Annotated in this window: 14 protein-coding genes, 1 tRNA gene and 1 pseudogene; 11 read left to right on the forward strand and 5 right to left on the reverse strand. The window is 62.3% G+C overall.

Annotated features, from left to right (window positions below; all coding sequences use genetic code 11):
- Positions 1-16: 16 nt before the first annotated feature.
- The 3 genes and pseudogenes from AC56PL_RS08230 to AC56PL_RS08240 form a co-directional block, all read left to right on the forward strand.
- The gene (locus AC56PL_RS08230) at positions 17-2,647 is read left to right on the forward strand and encodes a DEAD/DEAH box helicase (protein ID WP_497153492.1); all 2,631 of its coding nucleotides are present in this window, start codon (positions 17-19) and stop codon (positions 2,645-2,647) included.
- 89 nt (positions 2,648-2,736) lie between these two features.
- Complete coding sequence (locus AC56PL_RS08235; RefSeq protein ID WP_497153493.1) at positions 2,737-3,054, forward strand: transposase; 318 nt, start codon at positions 2,737-2,739, stop codon at positions 3,052-3,054.
- 48 nt (positions 3,055-3,102) lie between these two features.
- Positions 3,103-3,663: pseudogene (locus AC56PL_RS08240) on the forward strand (IS3 family transposase); the annotation flags it as partial.
- Between the two features lie 886 nt (positions 3,664-4,549).
- On the opposite strand, the gene AC56PL_RS08245 reads toward AC56PL_RS08240, so the two are convergent.
- Positions 4,550-4,623, reverse strand: a tRNA-Leu gene (locus AC56PL_RS08245).
- Positions 4,624-4,765: 142 nt separating this feature from the next.
- Between AC56PL_RS08245 and AC56PL_RS08250 the strand changes: the two genes are divergently transcribed.
- Positions 4,766-5,395, forward strand: coding sequence for an ANTAR domain-containing response regulator (locus AC56PL_RS08250; protein ID WP_497153494.1), 630 nt, complete (start codon positions 4,766-4,768; stop codon positions 5,393-5,395).
- A gap of 207 nt (positions 5,396-5,602) precedes the next feature.
- Positions 5,603-6,928 (forward strand): ABC transporter substrate-binding protein, encoded by a 1,326-nt coding sequence (locus AC56PL_RS08255; protein ID WP_497153495.1) that lies wholly within the window; start codon positions 5,603-5,605, stop codon positions 6,926-6,928.
- Between the two features lie 86 nt (positions 6,929-7,014).
- On the opposite strand, the gene AC56PL_RS08260 is transcribed toward AC56PL_RS08255, so the two are convergent.
- From AC56PL_RS08260 to AC56PL_RS08275, 4 genes are read right to left on the reverse strand one after another with little or no spacing between them, the layout of a single operon-like run.
- Complete coding sequence (locus AC56PL_RS08260; protein ID WP_497153496.1) at positions 7,015-7,851, reverse strand: ABC transporter ATP-binding protein; 837 nt, start codon at positions 7,849-7,851, stop codon at positions 7,015-7,017.
- Positions 7,848-8,957, reverse strand: a complete 1,110-nt coding sequence (locus AC56PL_RS08265) for an ABC transporter ATP-binding protein (RefSeq protein ID WP_497153497.1) — start codon at positions 8,955-8,957, stop codon at positions 7,848-7,850. The genes AC56PL_RS08260 and AC56PL_RS08265 overlap by 4 nt, the downstream gene beginning before the upstream one ends.
- Positions 8,950-9,939 (reverse strand): ABC transporter permease subunit, encoded by a 990-nt coding sequence (locus AC56PL_RS08270; protein ID WP_495515866.1) that lies wholly within the window; start codon positions 9,937-9,939, stop codon positions 8,950-8,952. Before AC56PL_RS08270 ends, AC56PL_RS08265 begins: the two co-directional genes overlap by 8 nt.
- 3 nt (positions 9,940-9,942) lie before the next feature.
- Positions 9,943-11,187, reverse strand: coding sequence for an ABC transporter permease subunit (locus AC56PL_RS08275; protein WP_495516089.1), 1,245 nt, complete (start codon positions 11,185-11,187; stop codon positions 9,943-9,945).
- A gap of 307 nt (positions 11,188-11,494) precedes the next feature.
- On the opposite strand from AC56PL_RS08275, the gene polA reads away from it, so the two are divergent.
- The 6 genes from polA to AC56PL_RS08305 all read left to right on the forward strand — a co-directional run bounded on the left by polA (position 11,495) and on the right by AC56PL_RS08305 (position 19,203).
- The gene (polA, locus tag AC56PL_RS08280; protein ID WP_497153498.1) at positions 11,495-14,239 is read left to right on the forward strand and encodes a DNA polymerase I; all 2,745 of its coding nucleotides are present in this window, start codon (positions 11,495-11,497) and stop codon (positions 14,237-14,239) included.
- Positions 14,240-14,340: 101 nt separating this feature from the next.
- Positions 14,341-14,763: a YciI family protein gene (locus tag AC56PL_RS08285; RefSeq protein ID WP_497153499.1), complete on the forward strand. Its 423-nt coding sequence runs from the start codon at positions 14,341-14,343 to the stop codon at positions 14,761-14,763.
- Between the two features lie 7 nt (positions 14,764-14,770).
- Positions 14,771-16,042 (forward strand): RNA polymerase sigma factor, encoded by a 1,272-nt coding sequence (locus AC56PL_RS08290; protein ID WP_497153500.1) that lies wholly within the window; start codon positions 14,771-14,773, stop codon positions 16,040-16,042.
- Positions 16,043-16,098: 56 nt separating this feature from the next.
- A complete protein-coding gene (locus AC56PL_RS08295; RefSeq protein ID WP_495515870.1) occupies positions 16,099-16,392 on the forward strand; it encodes an Rv0250c family protein in 294 nt (97 codons plus the stop codon).
- Complete coding sequence (sdhC, locus tag AC56PL_RS08300; RefSeq protein WP_495515871.1) at positions 16,389-17,213, forward strand: succinate dehydrogenase subunit SdhC; 825 nt, start codon at positions 16,389-16,391, stop codon at positions 17,211-17,213. Before AC56PL_RS08295 ends, sdhC begins: the two co-directional genes overlap by 4 nt.
- A gap of 61 nt (positions 17,214-17,274) precedes the next feature.
- Positions 17,275-19,203 (forward strand): fumarate reductase/succinate dehydrogenase flavoprotein subunit, encoded by a 1,929-nt coding sequence (locus tag AC56PL_RS08305; RefSeq protein ID WP_497153501.1) that lies wholly within the window; start codon positions 17,275-17,277, stop codon positions 19,201-19,203.
- Position 19,204 lies beyond the last annotated feature (1 nt).

A 19,204-nucleotide genomic window follows, 5' to 3' on the forward strand; every position in this document is an offset into this window, starting at 1 on the left:
CGGAGATACTTCCTAAATGGCCTTCAAGCGCACGTCGGCATCGTCATATATGCCCGACGATCCCACAGCCCTCTACCGCAAATACTCTGCGACGAACAGCGGTCCGAAGTCGTTGTGGTTCCACCAGGGGCAACTCCTGGAGGAGTGGTTCAAGAATCATCGTTCGGCGAAAGACGTCGCGTTGGAGCTACCCACGGGTGCCGGCAAAACGCTCGTGGGCGGTCTCATCGCGGAGTTCCAACGTTTGATGGATAACGATCGCGTCGCCTACGTGTGCCCTACGAAACAGTTGGCCAAGCAGACATCTGAGGCTCTGTCCGAGTACGGAATACCCAATGTGCTGCTGATCAACAAAGTGGCGTCATGGAGCTCCAGCGACCGGACGAAGTACGAGACCGCGAAAGCCGTCGCAGTCACCGTCTACCACCATGTGTTCAACACCCACCCCGGAATCGAGAACGCGAACCTGCTGATACTCGACGACGCGCACTCCGCATCCGGTGCAGTCGTCAACCCCTGGACGGTTAGCATCGACCGGTCGAGCGTCTACCTGGACCTCCTATCGACGGTGCAGGACGCTTTCTCCCCAGCTGTGTACGACAAACTCACCAGAATCGACGTCGAGGGCTACTCGAACGATGTCTACTTGGCCCATCCCTCAATCCTGCATGAAGAGTCAATCGAGATCGAAAGCGTCATCCAAAACGCCTTGGCAACAGGGACTCTGCCGGAAGAAGAGAGTTATCCGGTGTCCATGATTGCTGGCAGATGGGACCACTGCCTGCTCTACGCATCACGGAACAAGATCGAAATCCGGCCCTTCATCGCGCCCACCCGCTTCCACCCGGAGTTCGACAACCCCGCCCGCCGAATCTATATGAGCGCCACCCTCGGGGAGGGAGGTGAATTGGAACGCGCGTTCGGCCGGCCGTCGATCTCCCGGCTACCGACACCGGACGGCTGGGACAGCCAAGGCACTGGACGACGGTACTTCGTGTTCCCGGAACTGGTGGAGGACCTCGGCTCGAACACAGCGGCGGCCGCAAGGTGGGTGTCCGACACGATCGCCGGACAGAGCCGCACTGTCTACCTGACCCCCGACATACGCACCGCCAACGCTTTGACCGCTGGTGACAGCATTCCCGCCAGCCACACGGTGATGAAAGCCAAGGAGGTTGAGAACGATCTGAGCGCTTTCACTGACAACGCGAACCGCGTGCTGGTACTGACCAACCGATACGACGGCCTGGACCTTCCCGATGACCAGTGCCGCCTGGTGATCATGGACGGTCTACCCGCGCGCGGCGACCTGCAAGAGAGGTTTATGACGAACTCGCTGGGATGCCTCGACGTCCTCAACGAACGAGTCAGAAGCCGCATCGTCCAGGGAGCTGGCCGAGCGACCCGTAACGAACGCGACTACGCGGTGGTGGTCATCTTGGGTGACGACCTCAACTCCCATCTCAATCGCAGTGACGTACAACTGGCGATGCACCCTGATGTGCAGGCCGAGATTCAATTCGGATTGGAACAGTCGCTCGATATATCAGTTTCCGACATCGACGACAACATCCGCATCTTCCTCGAACACAAGGAGGAATGGGCGGATATCGACGAGGACATCCAAGAGTCGAGCGACTCTAAACACCGCAAGAGCCCCTTAGGCACCCAGGAGTTGCAGAAAGCTGCACAGTTTGAAGTCCAAGCATGGGAGCATATTTGGGCGGGAGATTACGAAACTGCACTTGTGGACGCCAGACGAGCCGTTACCGAGCTGCGCGGCTCCCGCGCCCCGCAGCGCTACGCCGCACTGTGGAACTTTTTCGCATCCTGGCTGGCTGACCGCGTCCAACACGAGACCGGGCAAGCCAGCTACCAGCAAGCATCTGCTGACTTCTACAAGGCGGCGAGAGCTGCCGCACGCGGCACGACCTGGCTCACAGAAACCGCGAAACCGCGCGAGTCCGTACCCACCACCTCCGACACAGACGCCGACCCCCTCGACGATTCTGCGGTCACCGCGGTGATCGACTACATCGGCAGCATCGGCAAAGACTCGGTCTTCGAAAGTGCAGTGGTGTCGATTACTAAGGGGCTCGGTGAAACTGCGTACAAACCGTACGAGGCAGCATTGGTCCGAATGGGACAGTTCCTGGGCGCAACTGAAGCGTATGGAGACGGGAACGCGACCGCCGCCCCTGACGCCGTATGGATTTTCGATAATCTCGAATGGACGACCTGGGAAGCGAAGAGTGAAGCGAAGCCTGGCGGATTCGTCTCTGCGGACACCTCGAAACAAGCGTCGGGCCATCTACGTTTCGTCACCGACAAACGCCAATCCCAGCCCCCCAGCGGCTCGCACGGATTCCTGTCCACGCCCCACTCCGAAATTCATTCCAGCGCCAGGGCACTCGCCGAAGACCACGTCTTCGGTGTGCAACCAGATCAGGTGCTCGACCTCTTCAACCGTGCCGTCCGGGCCTGGCGGAAACTTCGAGCCATGGGCAGCACCCCCGCCCACGACGACGTCACGGCGCTTTTCGCCGAGTACCGCTGCCTACCCAGCCAATGGCTCGCCGACCTCACGACGCAGCCACTCAAGTCCTACCCGCTCTATGCCGAGAAAGGCGCTCCCCCGGAGTGTTAGCTTCAAACCGAACAGAGTTCTGAGCTTCCCCAGTTTGAGTGGACACCTGAACTAGCGGGACCGGTGGTCCTGCTGGAAGGATGTCGGTCATGTCTCGGACGCGTCGGTCGTTTACGCCGGAGTTCAAGATGGAGGCTGTTCGTCGGGTGATTGATGGTCACCGTCCGCTCACTGAGGTGGCGCGCGAGTTGAATGTTCATGAGAATTTGTTAGGCAAATGGGTTCGCGCGGAACGCGTTCGCGACGGGGTCGTCGCCGATGCGCGGCACGCTCCGCCGGACGGTGATGTTGCGGAGAGCGCGGCGGCCGAGGTGGTCCGGTTGCGCGCCGAGCTCGTCGAGAAGGACAAGGAGTTGTCGCTCTTGAAAAAAGCGTCGGCGTACTTTGCAGCACAGCATCACCGGTGAGTCGGTTCGAGCTCATCGCCGCGGACTGCGCAGTGGCCCCGCGACCTCGAGGTGAAAATCCTGGCGCACTGGAAGGCCTCGCAGCGGACCTATGGCTCGCCGCGGATCACGGCCGACCTGCACGCCGAAGGGGTGTCGGTCTCGGAGAACACCGTCGCCAAAATCATTGCCGAGATGGGCATCGAGGGCATCAGCCCGCGGACGTTCAAGGTCAAGTCCACCCAGGTCGACCCGACCGCGTCGTTCCCACCAGATCGAGTCGGTCGCGTCTTCGATCAAGGCCGTCTCGACGCGGTCTGGACCTCCGATATCACTTACCTGACCTGCGGTGACGGTGATACTTATCTGTGTGCGATCCGTGAGGAGCACTCCCGGCGGGTGCTGGGGTGGTCGGTGGCCGATCACATGTGCACCGAACTCGTCGATGCCGCTGTCGATGCCGCGGTTTTCACTCGTGGCGGGTCGGTCGCCGGGACCATTTTGCATTCGGACCGAGGTAGCCAGTACACCAGCAGAGACCTCGCTAAAGCCTGCGGTCGGCACCACCTGCTGCGTTCGATGGGCGCCACCGCTATCTGCTGGGACAACGCCGGCGCCGAATCGTTGTGATCGACGGTTGAGCACGAGTATTACAAACGCCACGCCTTCACCACCTACGCCAATTTGACTGCAGGACTTGACAATTACATCAGATTCTAAAACCGTGACAGGAGACACAGTTCGTTGGGAATGATCTCACCTATCGATTTTGAGGTCACCACCCACGCAAGTCAGCGATCAAGCTAACCGTGTCCACTTTTTCGGGGGAACCTCACCTTACGTCGTCGCCCGGGAACTAGAGTTCCCGTCCTATTGGGACTGCCTCGAATACGTTCGACGTCGGTTGCAGATGTGCTCGCTGCCTCAGCTGTCCGTGGTGGTTCGCCGAATCGTGATTGTCGCTCGGCGTGCGCCAAAGTACGAGCGGGTGCACTTGGTTGCTTTCTCGGTCTCACGAACCTGTCGAGGGCTGATTTGGAGGCGGGTCGGTGACCAGTGTCCGTCGTGTGGGCGAACCTAAGTTTGGCGCATGGGCAACTTTGCCCGTGAGAAATCCGTTCAGTGGCGTGATGGGCGCGGAGCGGGCTCGATCCGTGCTGAGTGGCGTCGGCGGCCGGGTCACGGCGCTGAAGGTTTGTCGCTCGCCAGATCGGTTGCGGCGGCGGCAATTCCCGGCCGTATCTGGCCCAGGAGGCGTATTCGCCTCGAGGTTATGGCCGCTCGCTGAATCGCAAATCTGGCCGACGAGGCAGGGTTGACTGCTGAATCTCCTGCGTACCCACTGCGTACCGGCTGCACAGCCTTTACTTTAGCCAGCCTAAGCACGGCTGTGACCTGCGGCTTTGTGCCCGCGGTTAAGACTCACTCAGAACGGGCGTTCGTCAAATTTCCTGCATACCCACTGCATACCGGGTCTGTTAGCAGTTCTATGCACCGCTTGTGACCTGCGGTTTTGTGCCCCCGGTCAGACTCGAACTGACACTGGACGGGTTTTGAATCCGTTGCCTCTGCCAATTGGGCTACGGGGGCTCGTCGCAGAAGTCACTTTAGAGGACAGGCCTCACGCCAACCAAACCGGTACTGTTGCGTCACATCGTGGCGGGGGAAGTAGCGTGTGTTGCTGCTGGTCCGCGCTGGTGGCCAGGCGATTTTTCAATGTGGAGGTGGACTGATGGCGACAACGGACGCGATTGCAGCCAAGGGCGGGGAGTCCGCACCCTCGACGTGCCGGGTTCTGGTTGCCGAAGATGACTCTCTGATCCGGATGGATCTGATCGAGATGCTCAGGGAAGAGGGTTACGACGTCGTGGGGGAGGCCCCGAACGGTCAGGTGGCCGTCGACCTCACCGAAGAGCTTCGCCCGGATCTGGTGATCATGGATGTGAAGATGCCGGTGCGCGACGGGATCGACGCCGCGGCCGAGATCGCCAGCAAACGCTTGGCGGCAGTGGTGATGCTGACGGCGTTCAGTCAGCGTGAGTTCGTCGAAAAGGCACGTGATGCCGGGGCGATGGCATACCTGGTCAAGCCGTTCACGAAAGCTGACCTGGTGCCGACGATCGAGGTGGCGGTCAGTCGCTATAACGAGCTCCATGTCCTGGAGCGAGACGTCGCTGATCTGACCGAGCGGCTCGAGATCCGCAAGCTGGTGGAGAGGGCGAAGGGGATCTTGATGCAGTCGCACGCCTTCACCGAGCCCGAAGCCTTCAAATGGATTCAACGTGCGGCGATGGATCGCCGGACAACGATGAAGGCGGTTGCCGAAGTGGTCGTCGAAACGCTGGGGACCAAGCCGAGCTGATCTCGTAGAGAACGTCTTTCGCGAGAGTGAAGCCAAAGCAAACCAGCCGAGGTCTCGAAATGATCACGGCGCGCTCCAAGAGGCTGTAGTTTCACGAACGTTACTCGCGGGCAACACGTTGGCGCTAGCTTTACCCCAGCAAGCGTCGGTCGTATGCGTCGTCAATGGCGCGCCGCGCTTTGTGGATACACCGCGAGGAGAATATTGATGGCTCATAGATATCTCTTGAGGGGAACGGTGGCGCTGGCTGTAACAGCCATGGCGTTGGCCGGATGTAGTAGCGACGATGATTCATCAGATCAGGCGTCGCCGAGCGGGTCGGAGACCACCACAACCACTGATTGTGGCGACAACGTCTCCCAGGCCACGCCTGGCCCGGTAAGTACAGCCCCCTTGAAGATTGGTACGTTGCTTCCTGCAACAGGCTCCCTGGCATTCCTCGGCCCGCCTGAGTTCGCGGGCGTGGCACTTGCCATCCAAGACATCAACGCCGCCGGCGGTGTCCTCGACAAGCCCGTCGAAGAGGTCAACGGCGACTCCGGTGACACCACCACCGACACCGCAAGCGCCACCGTCGACCGCCAGCTCGCGGCCGGCACCCAGGTGATCGTCGGTGCGGCGTCATCGTCTGTGTCGCTGAAGGTCATTGACAAGGTCGCCAGCGCCGGCGCCGTGATGTTCTCGCCGGCCAACACGTCGGACGAGTTCACCTGCTACGCCGACAAGGGCATGTACTTCCGTACGGCCCCGGCCGACACTCTGCAGGCCCAGGCCTTGGCCCAGGTCATCGCCGAAGGTGGCGTCCAGCGCGTCTCGATCCTGGCGATGAACGACCCGTACGGAACCGGTCTGGCCTCCAACACGGTCTCCGACCTGGAAGCTGCCGGCATTCCGTCCGACCAGATCCAGAAGATCATCTACGACCCGAACGCCCAGTCGTTCAACGCTGAGGTCGACCAGGTGAAGAACTTCAATCCCGATGGCATCGCCATCATCGGATTCGAGGAAAGCGCCAAGATCCTCACCCGTATGAACGAGGTTGGCATCGGACCGAAGGACAAGCTGGTCTTCGGTGTCGACGGCAACATGGGTAACGCGTTGGGTGAGTCGGTGGGCGCCGGAATCCTCGCGGGGATGAAGGGCACCACACCGCTGACCGAGGTCGGCCCGGACTTCGAAGGCCGACTCTTGGCCGTCGATCCCGGCCTGATCGACTTCAACTACGCCGGTGAAAGCTATGACGCAGTGGTCATCTCGGCCCTGGCGGCAGAGATCGCGAAGTCGACCAACGGTCAGTCGATCGCTTCGGAGATCAACAACGTGACCAAGGACGGCACCAAGTGCACGACCTATGAAGAGTGCCTGGCACTCATCCAGGCCGGCACTGACATCGACTATGACGGTGTCACAGGTGAATTGGCATTCGTCACCGCCGGTGAACCGTCGATCGGTTCGTACGGCGTCCTCGAGTTCGACGCCGACAACAAGCTGATCACCCCGGTCGCTGACTTCAAGGTGGTGTCCGACGACTGATCGTGGGTAGCGACAGTCAGAAAACCCAATAAGGAAGGGGCCCAGGTCGAAAGACCTGGGCCCCTTCCTTTGTTATTGCCGACTAGTTACTTCTTCTCGGAGCTGCCTGCCAGCGTACCCAGGTACAGCTCGATGATCTTCGGGTCGTTGGCGAGGTTGACCCCGGTGTCGGTGTAGGCGTTTCGGCCCTGATCGAGCACGTAACCGCGGTCGCAGATCTGCAGGCAGCGACGGGCATTCTGCTCCACCAGAACCACCGACACCCCGGTGGCGTTGATTTTCTTGATCCGGATGAACACCTCGTCTTGGAACATCGGCGACAACCCCGCCGACGGCTCGTCCAGCAGCAACACCGATGGCTCCATCATCAGCGCGCGGCCCATGGCCACCATCTGACGCTCACCACCGGACAACGCGCCGGCCTTCACCTTGCGCCGTTCAGAAAGGAGCGGGAACAACTCCGAGACGAAGTCGAACCGCTCGTTGAACTTCTTGGGACGCAGATAGATTCCCATCTCGAGGTTTTCTTCGATGGTCAGTGCGGAGAACACGTTCAGGGTCTGCGGCACGTAGCCGACACCCTTGGTCACCAGCACATGAGCCTTGGCGGACGTGATGTCGTCGCCGCGCAGGCTCACCGACCCCACCCGCACCGGAATCAGACCGAACAGCGACTTGAGAAGGGTGGATTTGCCGGCACCGTTGGGTCCGATGATGCCGACGATCTCACCGTCGTCGAGATAGAAGTTGCAGCCTTCCAGGATGTTGATGCCCGGCAGATAGCCCGCGGTGATGTCGTCGGCCCGGAGCAGTGCGTTCTCCGCGTCCTTGCGATGAACCTCGGGGGTCGCGGCGAGCTCTGCATGGGTCAACGCACGATCCGGTGGTGTCCCACCGGATTTCGACATGTCCGGCCCGTTCATGGTGTGTCCTTTCGGTCCGGGTCATCGGGTTTTTTCTCTGGTTCGGTGATGACCGGTTCGGACAGGTCGCCGCCGGCTTGCAGGGTTTCTTCGATCGCCGCCTGCACCTCTTCGGCCAGGACCGCGGTCTCTCCGACGGGGTTGCCCTCGTCGTCGAACTCCAGGGCCTGATCGTGATGGCCACCGAGGTAGGCGTCCACCACCGCCGAATTGTCGCCGAGCCGACCGGGGAGCGACTCTGCGATCACCTTGCCCTGCGCCATCACCACCACCCAGTCGCTGATGTTGCGGATAACGTCCATGTCGTGTTCGACGAAAACCACGCTCATGCCCTCGTCGCGCAATGACTTGATGTGTTCGAGGAGGCTTTGGGTGAGGGCCGGATTGACGCCGGCCATCGGCTCGTCGAGCATGATCACTTCAGGGTTGGTCATCAGCGCGCGGGCCATCTCCAGCAGCTTGCGCTGGCCACCGGACAACGAGCCGGCGTAGTCGTCGGCCTTCGTATCCAATTTGAACCGTTTGAGCAATTCGTATGCGCGCTCGGTGGTTTCGGCTTCTTGCTTACGCCACAACCACGGTGCCAGTGCGGCGAACATGTGCTCACCCGTTTGGTGGCGGGCACCGAGCCGCACGTTGTCGAGCACCGACAACTTCGACAGCGCCTTGGTCAACTGGAAGGTGCGGACCATGCCGTTGCGGGCAACCCGGTGCGGCACAACCTTTCCCATTTCCTGACCGTTGAGAGCCCACGTGCCCGTATCGGGTTTGTCGAATCCGGTGATCAGGTTGAAGAACGTGGTCTTGCCGGCACCGTTGGGGCCGATCAGACCGGTGATGCACCCGCGCTGGATCTCCAGATGTTCGACGTCCACGGCCTTGAGGCCACCGAACGTGCGGGTGATCCCGTCGACCGTGATGATCGGATCGGGTTTGGCCGAGCCCGGCTCAGGCGACACCGACTCGAAGATCGCGGCGCGTTCAGCCGCCGAAAACGTCTTGAGTTCGGCGAGCGTGGCCGGAGCGGCCCCCGCGGTCAGCGTGGTCGACTCGCCTGCGGGCTCATCGCCGGACGGGGCGGATTTCAGATGGCGTCCATCAGGCATCGAGCTGCACCTCCCGCTTGTTACCCAGGATTCCTTGCGGTCTGAAGACCATCATCAGCGCTATGGCCAATCCCAACAAGACGTAGCGGATGGCACCGACCTGCTGCTGGGTCAAATCGAACCAGGCGTCAGGGCCGGTGGTGACCTGCCGAAGCAGGGCATCGGGGATGGCGAGCAGGAACCAGAACAACATCGCACCGACCACCGGGCCGAATACCGTTGCGGCTCCGCCGAGTATCAGGGCGCCGTATGCAAAGAACGTCTGCGCGGTGGAGTAGAAGTCCGGGTTGATCGATTGTGTTTGTATCGCGTTGTAGACACCGGCGATACCGCCGATGCAACCACCGAGGATGAGCGCCTGCATCTTGTAGAGGTAGGCGTTCTTGCCGAGTGAGCGAGCGGCGTCCTCGTCCTCGCGGACCGCTTTGAGCACGCGACCCCACGGACTGCGGACCAGCAGCCAGACCAGCAGGCAGAGCAGCAACACGATGGACCAGCCGACCACCATCGCCCACAGGTCTGTGCCCTGGAACTTGACCCCGAGGAACGAGTACTGCTTGCCGTTCTCGAACGGGCTGTACTCGAAGAACCCTCCGGCATAACCGAAGATGCCGTTGGTGGAGTGGGTCAGGTCGTCGGCCGCGGTCGAGCGGAAGATCAGTCGCAGGATCTCCGATGCCGCGATGGTGACGATCGCCAGATAGTCCGCCCGCAGGCGCAGGGTGGGGAAGCCGAGGACCAGGGCCAGGACACCGGAGGCGATGATGCCCACGAGAGCACCTATCCACAGGGGCTGGTCATAGTTCTCGGCCATGATGCCGACGCCGTAGGCGCCGAGCAGTGCAAAGCCGATCTGGCCGAAGTTGAGCAGTCCGGCATAACCGAAGTGCAGGTTGAGGCCGATGGCCAGGAGCGCGTAGAAGATCGCTGACGGGCCGACCAATTGGGCAACCGAGATCTGAAGTGCGGAAATGATATCCATGTGTCAGCCGATCCTCGCTTTGGACCCGAGAATGCCCTGGGGTCTGATGGTGAGAATGACGATGAGGACCAACAGGCCTCCGATGTATTTGAGGTCGGGGTCGATCCAGTACGTCGAGAGCTGCACCAGCAGACCGACGATCACACAGCCCAGGAGCGCACCGTAGGCCGTGCCGAGCCCACCGAGGGTGATGCCCGCGAACATGAGCAGCAATAGCTTGAATCCCATCTCCCATTGGACGCGTCCACCGAGTTCGGACATCGCGAACAGGACGCCACCGAGCGTGGCCAACGCGCCGGCCAGTGACCACACGAACAGGATCACGCGGTCGACGTTGATACCGGAGGACGCGGCCAGATCTTTGTTGTCGGCGACGGCTCGCATCGCCTTGCCGATCCGGGTCTTCTGCAGCATGACCGCCACCAAGAGCAGTACAACCAGGCTGATGATGATGCACCACAGGTTGACCGGGGTGATCGCGAAAGCGCCCGAGCCGATCTGTTTCTGGACCTGGTAGTCCTTGAGCGGCTCGGCGCGGTCGGAGAAGAAGATCAGGATCAGATAGCGCATGATCAGCGCCAGGCCGATCGAGACCACCAGCATCGCGATCAAACCCGAGCGCCGTCGACGCAGGGGCCGCCAGATGGCCAGCTCGTTCAGCATGCCGATCCCGATGCCGACGATGATCGCGAGGATGGTCGCCGGGATGAGCTGGATACCCATCTTGACGTTGAAGAACCAGGCCACCACCGCGCCGAGTGTGACGAGTTCGCCATGAGCGAAGTTGGTCAGGCCGGTGGTACCGAAGATCAGGCTCAACCCCACGCCACAGATGGCGATGATCAGACCGAACCGCAGACCGTCGATGGTGAGTCGGGTCAGTTCCTCGGCCGCGGAGATCTCGGTGCTCGTCCGTTCCTCACCGAACAGGAAGATCACCGGTCGCGGTGAGCCCGGGGTGACCGTGACCGGCACGGTGTCCTTCTGGACCTCGACCCCGCTCGGGATCGTTGTCTTCTCGATCACGACGGTGTAGTTGCCCGGCGGCACGAACACTTCCCACATGCCGGTCGCGGCGGAGACCGTGGACTCGACGGTCGCACCGGCCTGGTCTTTCGCATCGACTTGGACACCGGCAACAGGTTCAGAACCGTTGCGCAGGGTTCCGAACACTCGCACGGTGTCGTCGTCGGCGGGAGCCTCTGGAGCAGCCGAGGCCAGGCCGGAGCCCATCAGCCCGGCGAACATGAGTGAGATCAGCAGGGCAAGCAATGCTCCTGCACCCCATCTGGCTCCAAAGACCCTTACCCGTTGAGCAGGATGGGGCATCACGCGTGTGTCCTCCCGAAAAATGGTCAGCGCCCGGCCATGGCCGGGCGGCGGAAAGTCATCCTTGCGGACTCTATAACCCGTAATCGCGCTCGGCGGCCTTTAGAAGTTTCCTCACGGTTACCGTTGAGTAACTTGAGTTCCCGACCTCGTAAAACAGTGCCGAGTCCCGAGTTTGTGGCCCGTATGGCAAGGCGTGTCGGGGCCGCTCCATACACTTGGACCCGTGAGTCCTGCCCAGATCAGTCAGCCCGGCCGTGCAACGGCGAAGTCCGCAACCGAATCGGGTGATCGCCCGACCTTGATGTTGCTCGACGGTCATTCACTGGCGTTCCGCGCCTTCTTCGCGTTACCGGCAGAGAACTTCAAGACAGCGTCGGGTCAGACCACCAATGCGGTGTACGGATTCACCTCGATGCTCATCAACCTGTTGCGCGACGAGGCGCCGTCACATATCGCGGCGGCGTTCGATGTGTCCCGGCAGACTTTCCGTGCCGAGGTGTTCCCCGCATACAAGGCGCAGCGCAGTTCCGCGCCCGACGAGTTCCGTGGTCAGGTCGATCTGACCAAAGATGTTTTGGGCGCCATGGGAATTCCGGTCTTCGCCCAGGAGGGCTACGAAGCCGACGACATCATCGCCACCCTGACCACACGGGCCGAGGCCCTCGGGTACCGCGTGCTGGTGGTCACCGGCGACCGCGATGCGCTCCAACTCGTCAGCGACAACGTCACCGTGCTCTACCCCAAGCGGGGTGTGTCCGAGCTGACGCGCTTCACGCCGGAAGAGGTGGAGGCCAAGTACGGACTCACCCCCGCCCAGTACCCCGACTTCGCGGCACTACGCGGCGATCCGTCCGACAACCTGCCCGGGATCCCCGGTGTGGGGGAGAAGACGGCCACCAAGTGGATCCGTGAGTACGGCTCGCTGTCGGCGCTGGTCGACAACGCGGACAAGATCAAAGGCAAAGTCGGCGAATCGTTTCGGACGCACCTGGCCAATGTTCAGATGAACCGCCAACTGACAGAGCTGGTTCGCGACATGGACCTGCCCTTCGGGCCGGACGACCTGATGCTTGCGCCGTGGGATCGCGACAAGATCCATCAGCTCTTCGACGACCTCGAGTTCCGCGTCCTGCGTGATCGGCTCTTCACCACACTGTCGTCGGCCGAGCCGGAGGCAGAATCCGGGTTCGACCTACGCGGCACCCTGCTGGGCGCAGGCGAGGTCGCTGCCTGGCTGGCCGCCCACGCCGCTCCCGGTGGCGCACGTACCGGGTTGGCGGTACTCGGGCCTCGTCAGGTGTTCGGGTCGGATGTCACCGGTATCGCGATCGCCGCCGCCGACGGTGAATCGGCCTACTTCGACCCCGCGAAAATCGGACCAGACGACGAGAAGGCTGTCGCCGAGTGGCTGGCAGACGTCAACGTACCCAAGGCGATTCACGAGGCGAAGTGGGCGTTTCACGCACTGCGCGGCCGTGGATGGCAGCTCTGCGGTGTCACCAGTGACACCTCGTTGGCCGCCTACCTGGTGCGTCCAGGGCAACGATCGTTCAACCTCGACGATCTCGCGCTGCGTTATCTGAAACGCGAACTCGTCGCCGAGGCCGTGGCCGACAACGGTCAGATGTCGCTGCTCGACGAGGACTCCGGTGCGCAGGCCGCCGCCGATCAGGCGATGTTGCAGGCGCAGGCGGTCGCAGAGCTGGCCGACCGGTTCGACGAAGAACTGGCCAAGATCGACTCGGCGTCGTTGCTCACCGATATGGAGCTGCCGCTGCTGTTCGTGCTGGCCGAACTCGAGGCCGCCGGTATCGCCATCGACACCGCGCACCTCGAAGAGCTGGAGTCCGGCTTTGCTGCGCGCGTGCGGCAATCAGCTGATCTGGCCTACGAAGTAATCGGCAAGCAGATCAACCTGGGGTCGCCGAAGCAGCTGCAGGTGGTGCTGTTCGACGAGCTGGAGATGCCGAAGACCAAGAAGACCAAAACCGGGTACACCACCGACGCCGACGCGCTGGCCGGGCTGTTCGAGAAGACCGGTCATCCGTTCCTCGAGCACCTGTTGGCTCATCGCGATGCCACCCGGCTCAAGGTCACCGTCGACGGGCTGCTCAAGACGGTCGCCGACGACGGACGGATCCACACCACCTTCAATCAGACCGTGGCCGCGACCGGCCGGTTGTCGTCGACCGATCCGAACCTGCAGAACATCCCGGTGCGCACCGACGCCGGCCGGCAGATCCGCCAGGGATTCGTGGTCGGCGACGGTTACGACAGTCTGATGACCGCCGACTACAGCCAGATCGAGATGCGGATCATGGCGCACCTGTCCGGTGACGCGGGCCTGATCGAGGCGTTCAACACGGGGGAGGACCTGCACAGCTTTGTCGGGTCCCGGGCGTTCGGTGTGCCGATCGAGGAGGTCACCCCCGACATGCGACGGCGGGTCAAGGCGATGAGTTACGGCCTGGCCTACGGACTGAGTGCGTTCGGTCTGTCGCAACAGCTCAAGATCAGCACCGGCGAGGCCAAAGATCAGATGGAGGCGTACTTCACGCGCTTCGGTGGAGTGCGGGACTACCTGCACGAGACCGTCGAAGAGGCCCGCCGCAACGAGTACACGTCCACCCTGTTCGGCCGTCGGCGGTACCTGCCCGATCTCAACAGCGACAACCGGCAACGCCGCGATGTGGCCGAGCGCGCGGCGCTGAACGCGCCGATCCAGGGCACCGCCGCCGACATCATCAAGGTTGCGATGATCGACGTGCAGAAGGCACTCGCCGAGCAGAAACTGAACTCCCGGATGCTGCTGCAGGTCCACGACGAACTCGTCTTCGAGGTTGCCCCCGGTGAGCAAGACAAGCTCGAAGAGCTGGTCCGGGCCAAAATGGGTGGCGCGATCGAGTTGTCCGTGCCGCTGGATGTGTCGATCGGCTACGGCCGTTCGTGGGACGAGGCCGCGCACTAGCGACAAATACTCTCTGCGAGCGTGTCGATCTGGTCGATGCTTGTTCGACGCATGGGTGAGGGCAACGAACCTCAGAACATCCACTGAATGAGGAGAAGACAATGCGATACATGATGATCATGCGCGACACGCAGGAAGCGATCGACGCGAGCAAAGAGGTCCCCTTCGACGAGATCATCGCGGCGATGGGCGCGTACAACGAGAAGCTGGTCAAGGCCGGCGTGCTGCTCTCCGGCGAAGGACTCACCGACCCATCCGAGGGTATCGTCGTGGACTTCGACTCTGATCCGCCCGTGGTGACCGACGGACCGTACGCCGAGGCAAAGGAGCTGTTCAGCGGCTTCTGGATCATCGAGGTCTCGAGCAAGGAAGAGGCCGCGCAGTGGGCCTCGCAGTGCCCGCTGGGCAAGGGCAGCAAGCTCGAGGTGCGGCGCGTCCACGGCCCCGAGGACTTCCCGCAGGACAACGAATGGATCCAGAAGGAAGAGCGGTGGCGCGAAGAACTGGGCCAGAAGTCGAGCTGAGCCGCCGATGAGCCGGTCCGACGCCATCGGCCGCACCGTCGACGCGGTCTGGCGGATGGAGGCCGCGAAGATCGTCGCGACCCTCAGCCGCATGGTCGGTGACATCGGACTGGCCGAAGATCTGGCCCAGGAAGCGCTGGTAGAGGCGCTGTCGAAGTGGCCGGAGTCAGGCGTGCCGCGCAATCCGGGCGCCTGGCTCACGACCGTCGCGAAACGCCGCGCAGTCGACGGTTGGCGGCGGCAGGAGCGGTTGGATGCGAAATATGCCGCGATCGCCCGGGACCTGGACACCAGACCCGACGCCGAGCTCGGCTGGGATCCGGACAGCATCGACGATGACGTTCTGCGGTTGATATTCGTCTCGGCTCACCCGGTCCTGGCCAGGGAAGGCCAGATCGCGCTCACCCTGCGCGTCGTCGGTGGCCTCACCCCGGACGAGATCGCGCAGGCGTTCCTGACCTCCACCACCACCATCCAGCAGCGCATCGTGCGCGCGAAGAAAACCCTCAAGGCCGCGAATGTGCCATTCGAGGTGCCGCCCCGTGAGGACTATCCGAAGCGCCTGTCCGCGGTGCTCAGCGTCATCTATCTCGTGTTCAACGAGGGCTATTCGGCGTCCTCCGGTGATCGCTGGATCCGTGGCGAGCTGTGCATGGAGGCGCTGCGCCTCGGTCGCATCCTGGCGGAATTGGTACCCGGCGAGCCGGAGGTGCATTCGCTGGTGGCCCTGATGGAGTTCCAGGCCTCACGGTTCGGTGCGCGCATTGCCGCCGACGGAACGCCGATCTTGTTGTCGGACCAGGATCGAGGCACCTGGGACCGGGCCCAGATAGGCCGCGGCACAGCGGCACTCGCGCGTGCGGACGCCTGCGGGCGTGGCCGGGGGCCGTACGGCCTACAGGCCGCGCTGGCGCAGTGTCATGCCACCGCGGCCACCGCACAGGAGACCGACTGGCACCGCATCGTGGTTCTGTACGAGGCTCTGGGGAGGTTGGCGCCGTCGCCGGTGGTGGACCTCAATCGGGCGGTGGCGGTGTCGATGGCATCCGGACCCGGTCCGGCGTTGGAGATCATCGACGATCTGGTGGCAGACGGTGCGCTGGCCCGGTCTCATTTGTTGCCTGCGGTGCGTGGTGAACTCCTGGCGCGTTTAGAGCGGTACTCCGAAGCTGAGGGGGAGTTGAGGAAGGCGGCGGAGATGGCCGGAAACCGAAGGGAGAGCGAAGTTCTGCGAGCCAAGGCGGATTCCATGTCCGACACGTTCGGTCAAAACCGTTGACTGAATCGGTCCTGCCAGTACTGTGGTGCGTATCACAAGGGCTTGGAGGGAACGCCATGGCAATTGCCGAAATGAATGAACTCCATCGCAGCATCGGCGCGCTGCGGCATCACATCGTCACGCTGAAACTGCACTACGGGGATGTTGATGCAGTCCGCCGGATGACCAATGATCTCGACCGCCTCGAGATCGACCTGCACGACTTCGAACAGTCGCCACCACCCGTGCGCCGATCACCGGTGGGCAAGGACGACGTGGTCTACGTGCCGGACAGCAAATCAGACGAGTCCGCGTGGCTCGGAGCGCAAGACGAAGGGCTGGGCTTCCACTCGCGTGAGCGAACGAAGTGAGCGCCCCCGCGACTGAGCGGGAGACAGCCGGGGTTCGATCTCCCGGACGGGCGCGGATCCTCGTGCGAACCCTTCGAGTGGATCGCTGGTGGGTGTCGCCGCTGCTGACCGTGATCGGTCTGTCGGCGTTCATCATCTACGCGACCGTGCGGTCATTTGTCCGCAGCGCCTATTGGGTCGCGGACTACCACTACCTCTCACCGTTCTACTCGCCCTGTCTGAGCGAATCGTGTGTCCCGGGATCAAGTCACTTCGGGACACCGTTCCCAGAACTCCCGATGTGGATTCCGCTCGGTTTTGTGGTCCTGCCGTTTCTGCTCGGTTTCCGGGTCACCTGTTACTACTACCGCAAGGCCTATTACCGGTCCTTCTGGTTCTCACCACCGGCGTGTGCGGTGGCGGAGCCGCACAGTCGCTACACAGGGGAGACCCGATTCCCGCTGATCGTTCAGAACGCGCATCGCTACTTCTTCTATGTGGCACTGATCGTTTCGTTGATCAACACCTACGACGCGGTCACCGCGTTCCACGGCAAGGGTGGTGGTTTCGGCTTCGGTCTGGGCAACATCATCCTGGTGGGCAACGTGATCCTGCTGTGGACCTACACGGTGTCGTGTCATTCGTGTCGGCACGTCACCGGTGGGCGTCTCAAGCACTTCTCGGCTCATCCGATCCGGTATTGGATCTGGACCCAGGTGTCTAAGCTCAACACCCGCCACATGCAGTACGCCTGGATCACGCTCGGCACGCTCGTGCTCACCGATTTCTACATCATGCTCGTGGCCAGTGACACCATCTCCGACCTTCGCTTTGTGAACTGATCCGTTGCCCTGTGCGCAACGACTGTTGCGCAATCGATTTCACGCTGGGAGCCATTGCTAGATGACCGAAACCGAACGCCACCAATACGACGTTGTTGTGATCGGGGCCGGTGGTGCCGGCCTGCGGGCGGTCATCGAGGCCCGAGAGAAGGGTTACTCCGTCGCGGTGGTGTGCAAGTCGCTGTTCGGTAAGGCCCACACCGTCATGGCCGAAGGTGGTTGTGCCGCATCGATGGGCAACGCCAACTCGAAGGACAACTGGCAGACCCACTTCAAAGACACCATGCGTGGCGGCAAGTTCCTGAACAACTGGCGGATGGCGGAACTGCATGCCAGAGAGGCGCCGGATCGGGTCTGGGAGCTGGAAACCTATGGCGCGCTGTTTGATCGGACCGATGATGGTCGAATTGCCCAGCGCAACTTCGGTGGTCACACCTACCCGAGACTGGCGCATGTCGGCGACCGGACGGGCCTCGAACTGATCCGGACCATGCAACAGAAGATCGTCTCGTTGCAACAGGAGGACTACGCGGCCACCGGCGACTACGAGGCGCGTATCAAGGTGTTCGCCGAATGCACCATCACCGAACTGCTCAAGGACGGCGATGCCATTGCCGGAGCGTTCGGATACTGGCGTGAATCCGGCCGCTTTGTGCTGTTCGAAGCTCCGGCAGTGGTGCTGGCGACCGGCGGCATCGGTAAGTCCTTCAAGGTGACATCCAATTCGTGGGAGTACACCGGCGACGGGCACGCACTCGCGCTGCGGGCCGGGGCCAGCCTGATCAACATGGAGTTCATCCAGTTCCATCCGACCGGGATGGTGTGGCCACCCAGCGTCAAGGGCATCCTCGTGACAGAGGGTGTCCGGGGCGACGGTGGCGTCCTGAAGAACACCGACGGCAAACGGTTCATGTTCGACTACATCCCACCGGTGTTCAAGGGGCAGTACGCCGAAACGGAAGAAGAAGCCGACAAATGGCTCGCCGACAACGACAGTGCACGCCGCACACCCGACCTGCTGCCGCGTGACGAGGTCGCCCGCGCGATCAACGAAGAGGTCAAGGCCGGCCGCGGCACCGAACACGGTGGCGTCTACCTCGACATCGCCTCCCGGATGCCGGCAGACGAGATCATCCGCCGGCTGCCGTCGATGCATCACCAGTTCAAAGAACTCGCCGATGTCGACATCACGGCCGAACCCATGGAGGTGGGTCCGACCTGTCACTACGTGATGGGTGGGATCGAAGTCGATCCGGATACCGGGGCTGCGCGTGTGCCGGGCCTGTTCGCGGCCGGTGAGTGTTCGGGCGGCATGCACGGCTCAAATCGGTTGGGTGGCAACTCCTTATCCGACCTGTTGGTGTTCGGACGACGGGCGGGGCTCGGTGCGGCGGCGTATATCGAATCGCTGCAGACGCGACCCATGGTCGCAGCCGCAGATATCGACCGAGCGGCGGCGTTTGCCTTGGCACCCTTTGATCCGCCTGCCGAGGGCAAACCCGAGAATCCCTACACATTGCACACCGACCTGCAGCAGTCCATGAACGACCTCGTCGGCATCATCCGGAAAGAGGAGGAGGTGCAGGAGGCGATCGAGGTTCTCGACTACATCCGTGGCCGACTGTCCGGAATGCAGGTGGAAGGCCACCGGCAGTTCAATCCGGGCTGGCATCTGGCGGTCGACCTGCGAAACATGCTGCTGGTGTGTGAATGCGTCGCCAAGGCGGCACTGCTGCGCACCGAGAGCCGTGGTGGCCACACCCGCGACGATCATCCTGCGATGGATCCGGCCTGGCGTAACACGCTGCTGGTCTGCACCGCCGATCTCAATGACAACTCGCCGGTCCCGGAAGTGACGGTGGTCAAAGAGGAGCAGACCCCGATGCGCCCGGAGCTGTTGGAACTCTTCGACTTCCCCGAGATCGAGAAGTACTACACCGCCGGCGAGATCGCCGGACACCCCGACGCCGGTGGCACCAAGGAGAACTGAC

It is taken from the genome of Williamsia sp. Y721 (assembly GCF_059683565.1).

Bases quoted from the DNA above. Each gene is read 5' to 3' on its own strand.
- AC56PL_RS08230 (WP_497153492.1), top strand. From the start codon at position 17: ATGGCCTTCAAGCGCACGTCGGCATCGTCATATATGCCCGACGATCCC.
- AC56PL_RS08235 (WP_497153493.1), top strand. From the start codon at position 2,737: ATGTCTCGGACGCGTCGGTCGTTTACGCCGGAGTTCAAGATGGAGGCT.
- AC56PL_RS08250 (WP_497153494.1), top strand. From the start codon at position 4,766: ATGGCGACAACGGACGCGATTGCAGCCAAGGGCGGGGAGTCCGCACCC.
- AC56PL_RS08255 (WP_497153495.1), top strand. From the start codon at position 5,603: ATGGCTCATAGATATCTCTTGAGGGGAACGGTGGCGCTGGCTGTAACA.
- AC56PL_RS08260 (WP_497153496.1), bottom strand. From the start codon at position 7,851: ATGAACGGGCCGGACATGTCGAAATCCGGTGGGACACCACCGGATCGT.
- AC56PL_RS08265 (WP_497153497.1), bottom strand. From the start codon at position 8,957: ATGCCTGATGGACGCCATCTGAAATCCGCCCCGTCCGGCGATGAGCCC.
- AC56PL_RS08270 (WP_495515866.1), bottom strand. From the start codon at position 9,939: ATGGATATCATTTCCGCACTTCAGATCTCGGTTGCCCAATTGGTCGGC.
- AC56PL_RS08275 (WP_495516089.1), bottom strand. From the start codon at position 11,187: ATGTTCGCCGGGCTGATGGGCTCCGGCCTGGCCTCGGCTGCTCCAGAG.
- AC56PL_RS08285 (WP_497153499.1), top strand. From the start codon at position 14,341: ATGCGATACATGATGATCATGCGCGACACGCAGGAAGCGATCGACGCG.
- AC56PL_RS08290 (WP_497153500.1), top strand. From the start codon at position 14,771: ATGAGCCGGTCCGACGCCATCGGCCGCACCGTCGACGCGGTCTGGCGG.
- AC56PL_RS08295 (WP_495515870.1), top strand. From the start codon at position 16,099: ATGGCAATTGCCGAAATGAATGAACTCCATCGCAGCATCGGCGCGCTG.
- AC56PL_RS08305 (WP_497153501.1), top strand. From the start codon at position 17,275: ATGACCGAAACCGAACGCCACCAATACGACGTTGTTGTGATCGGGGCC.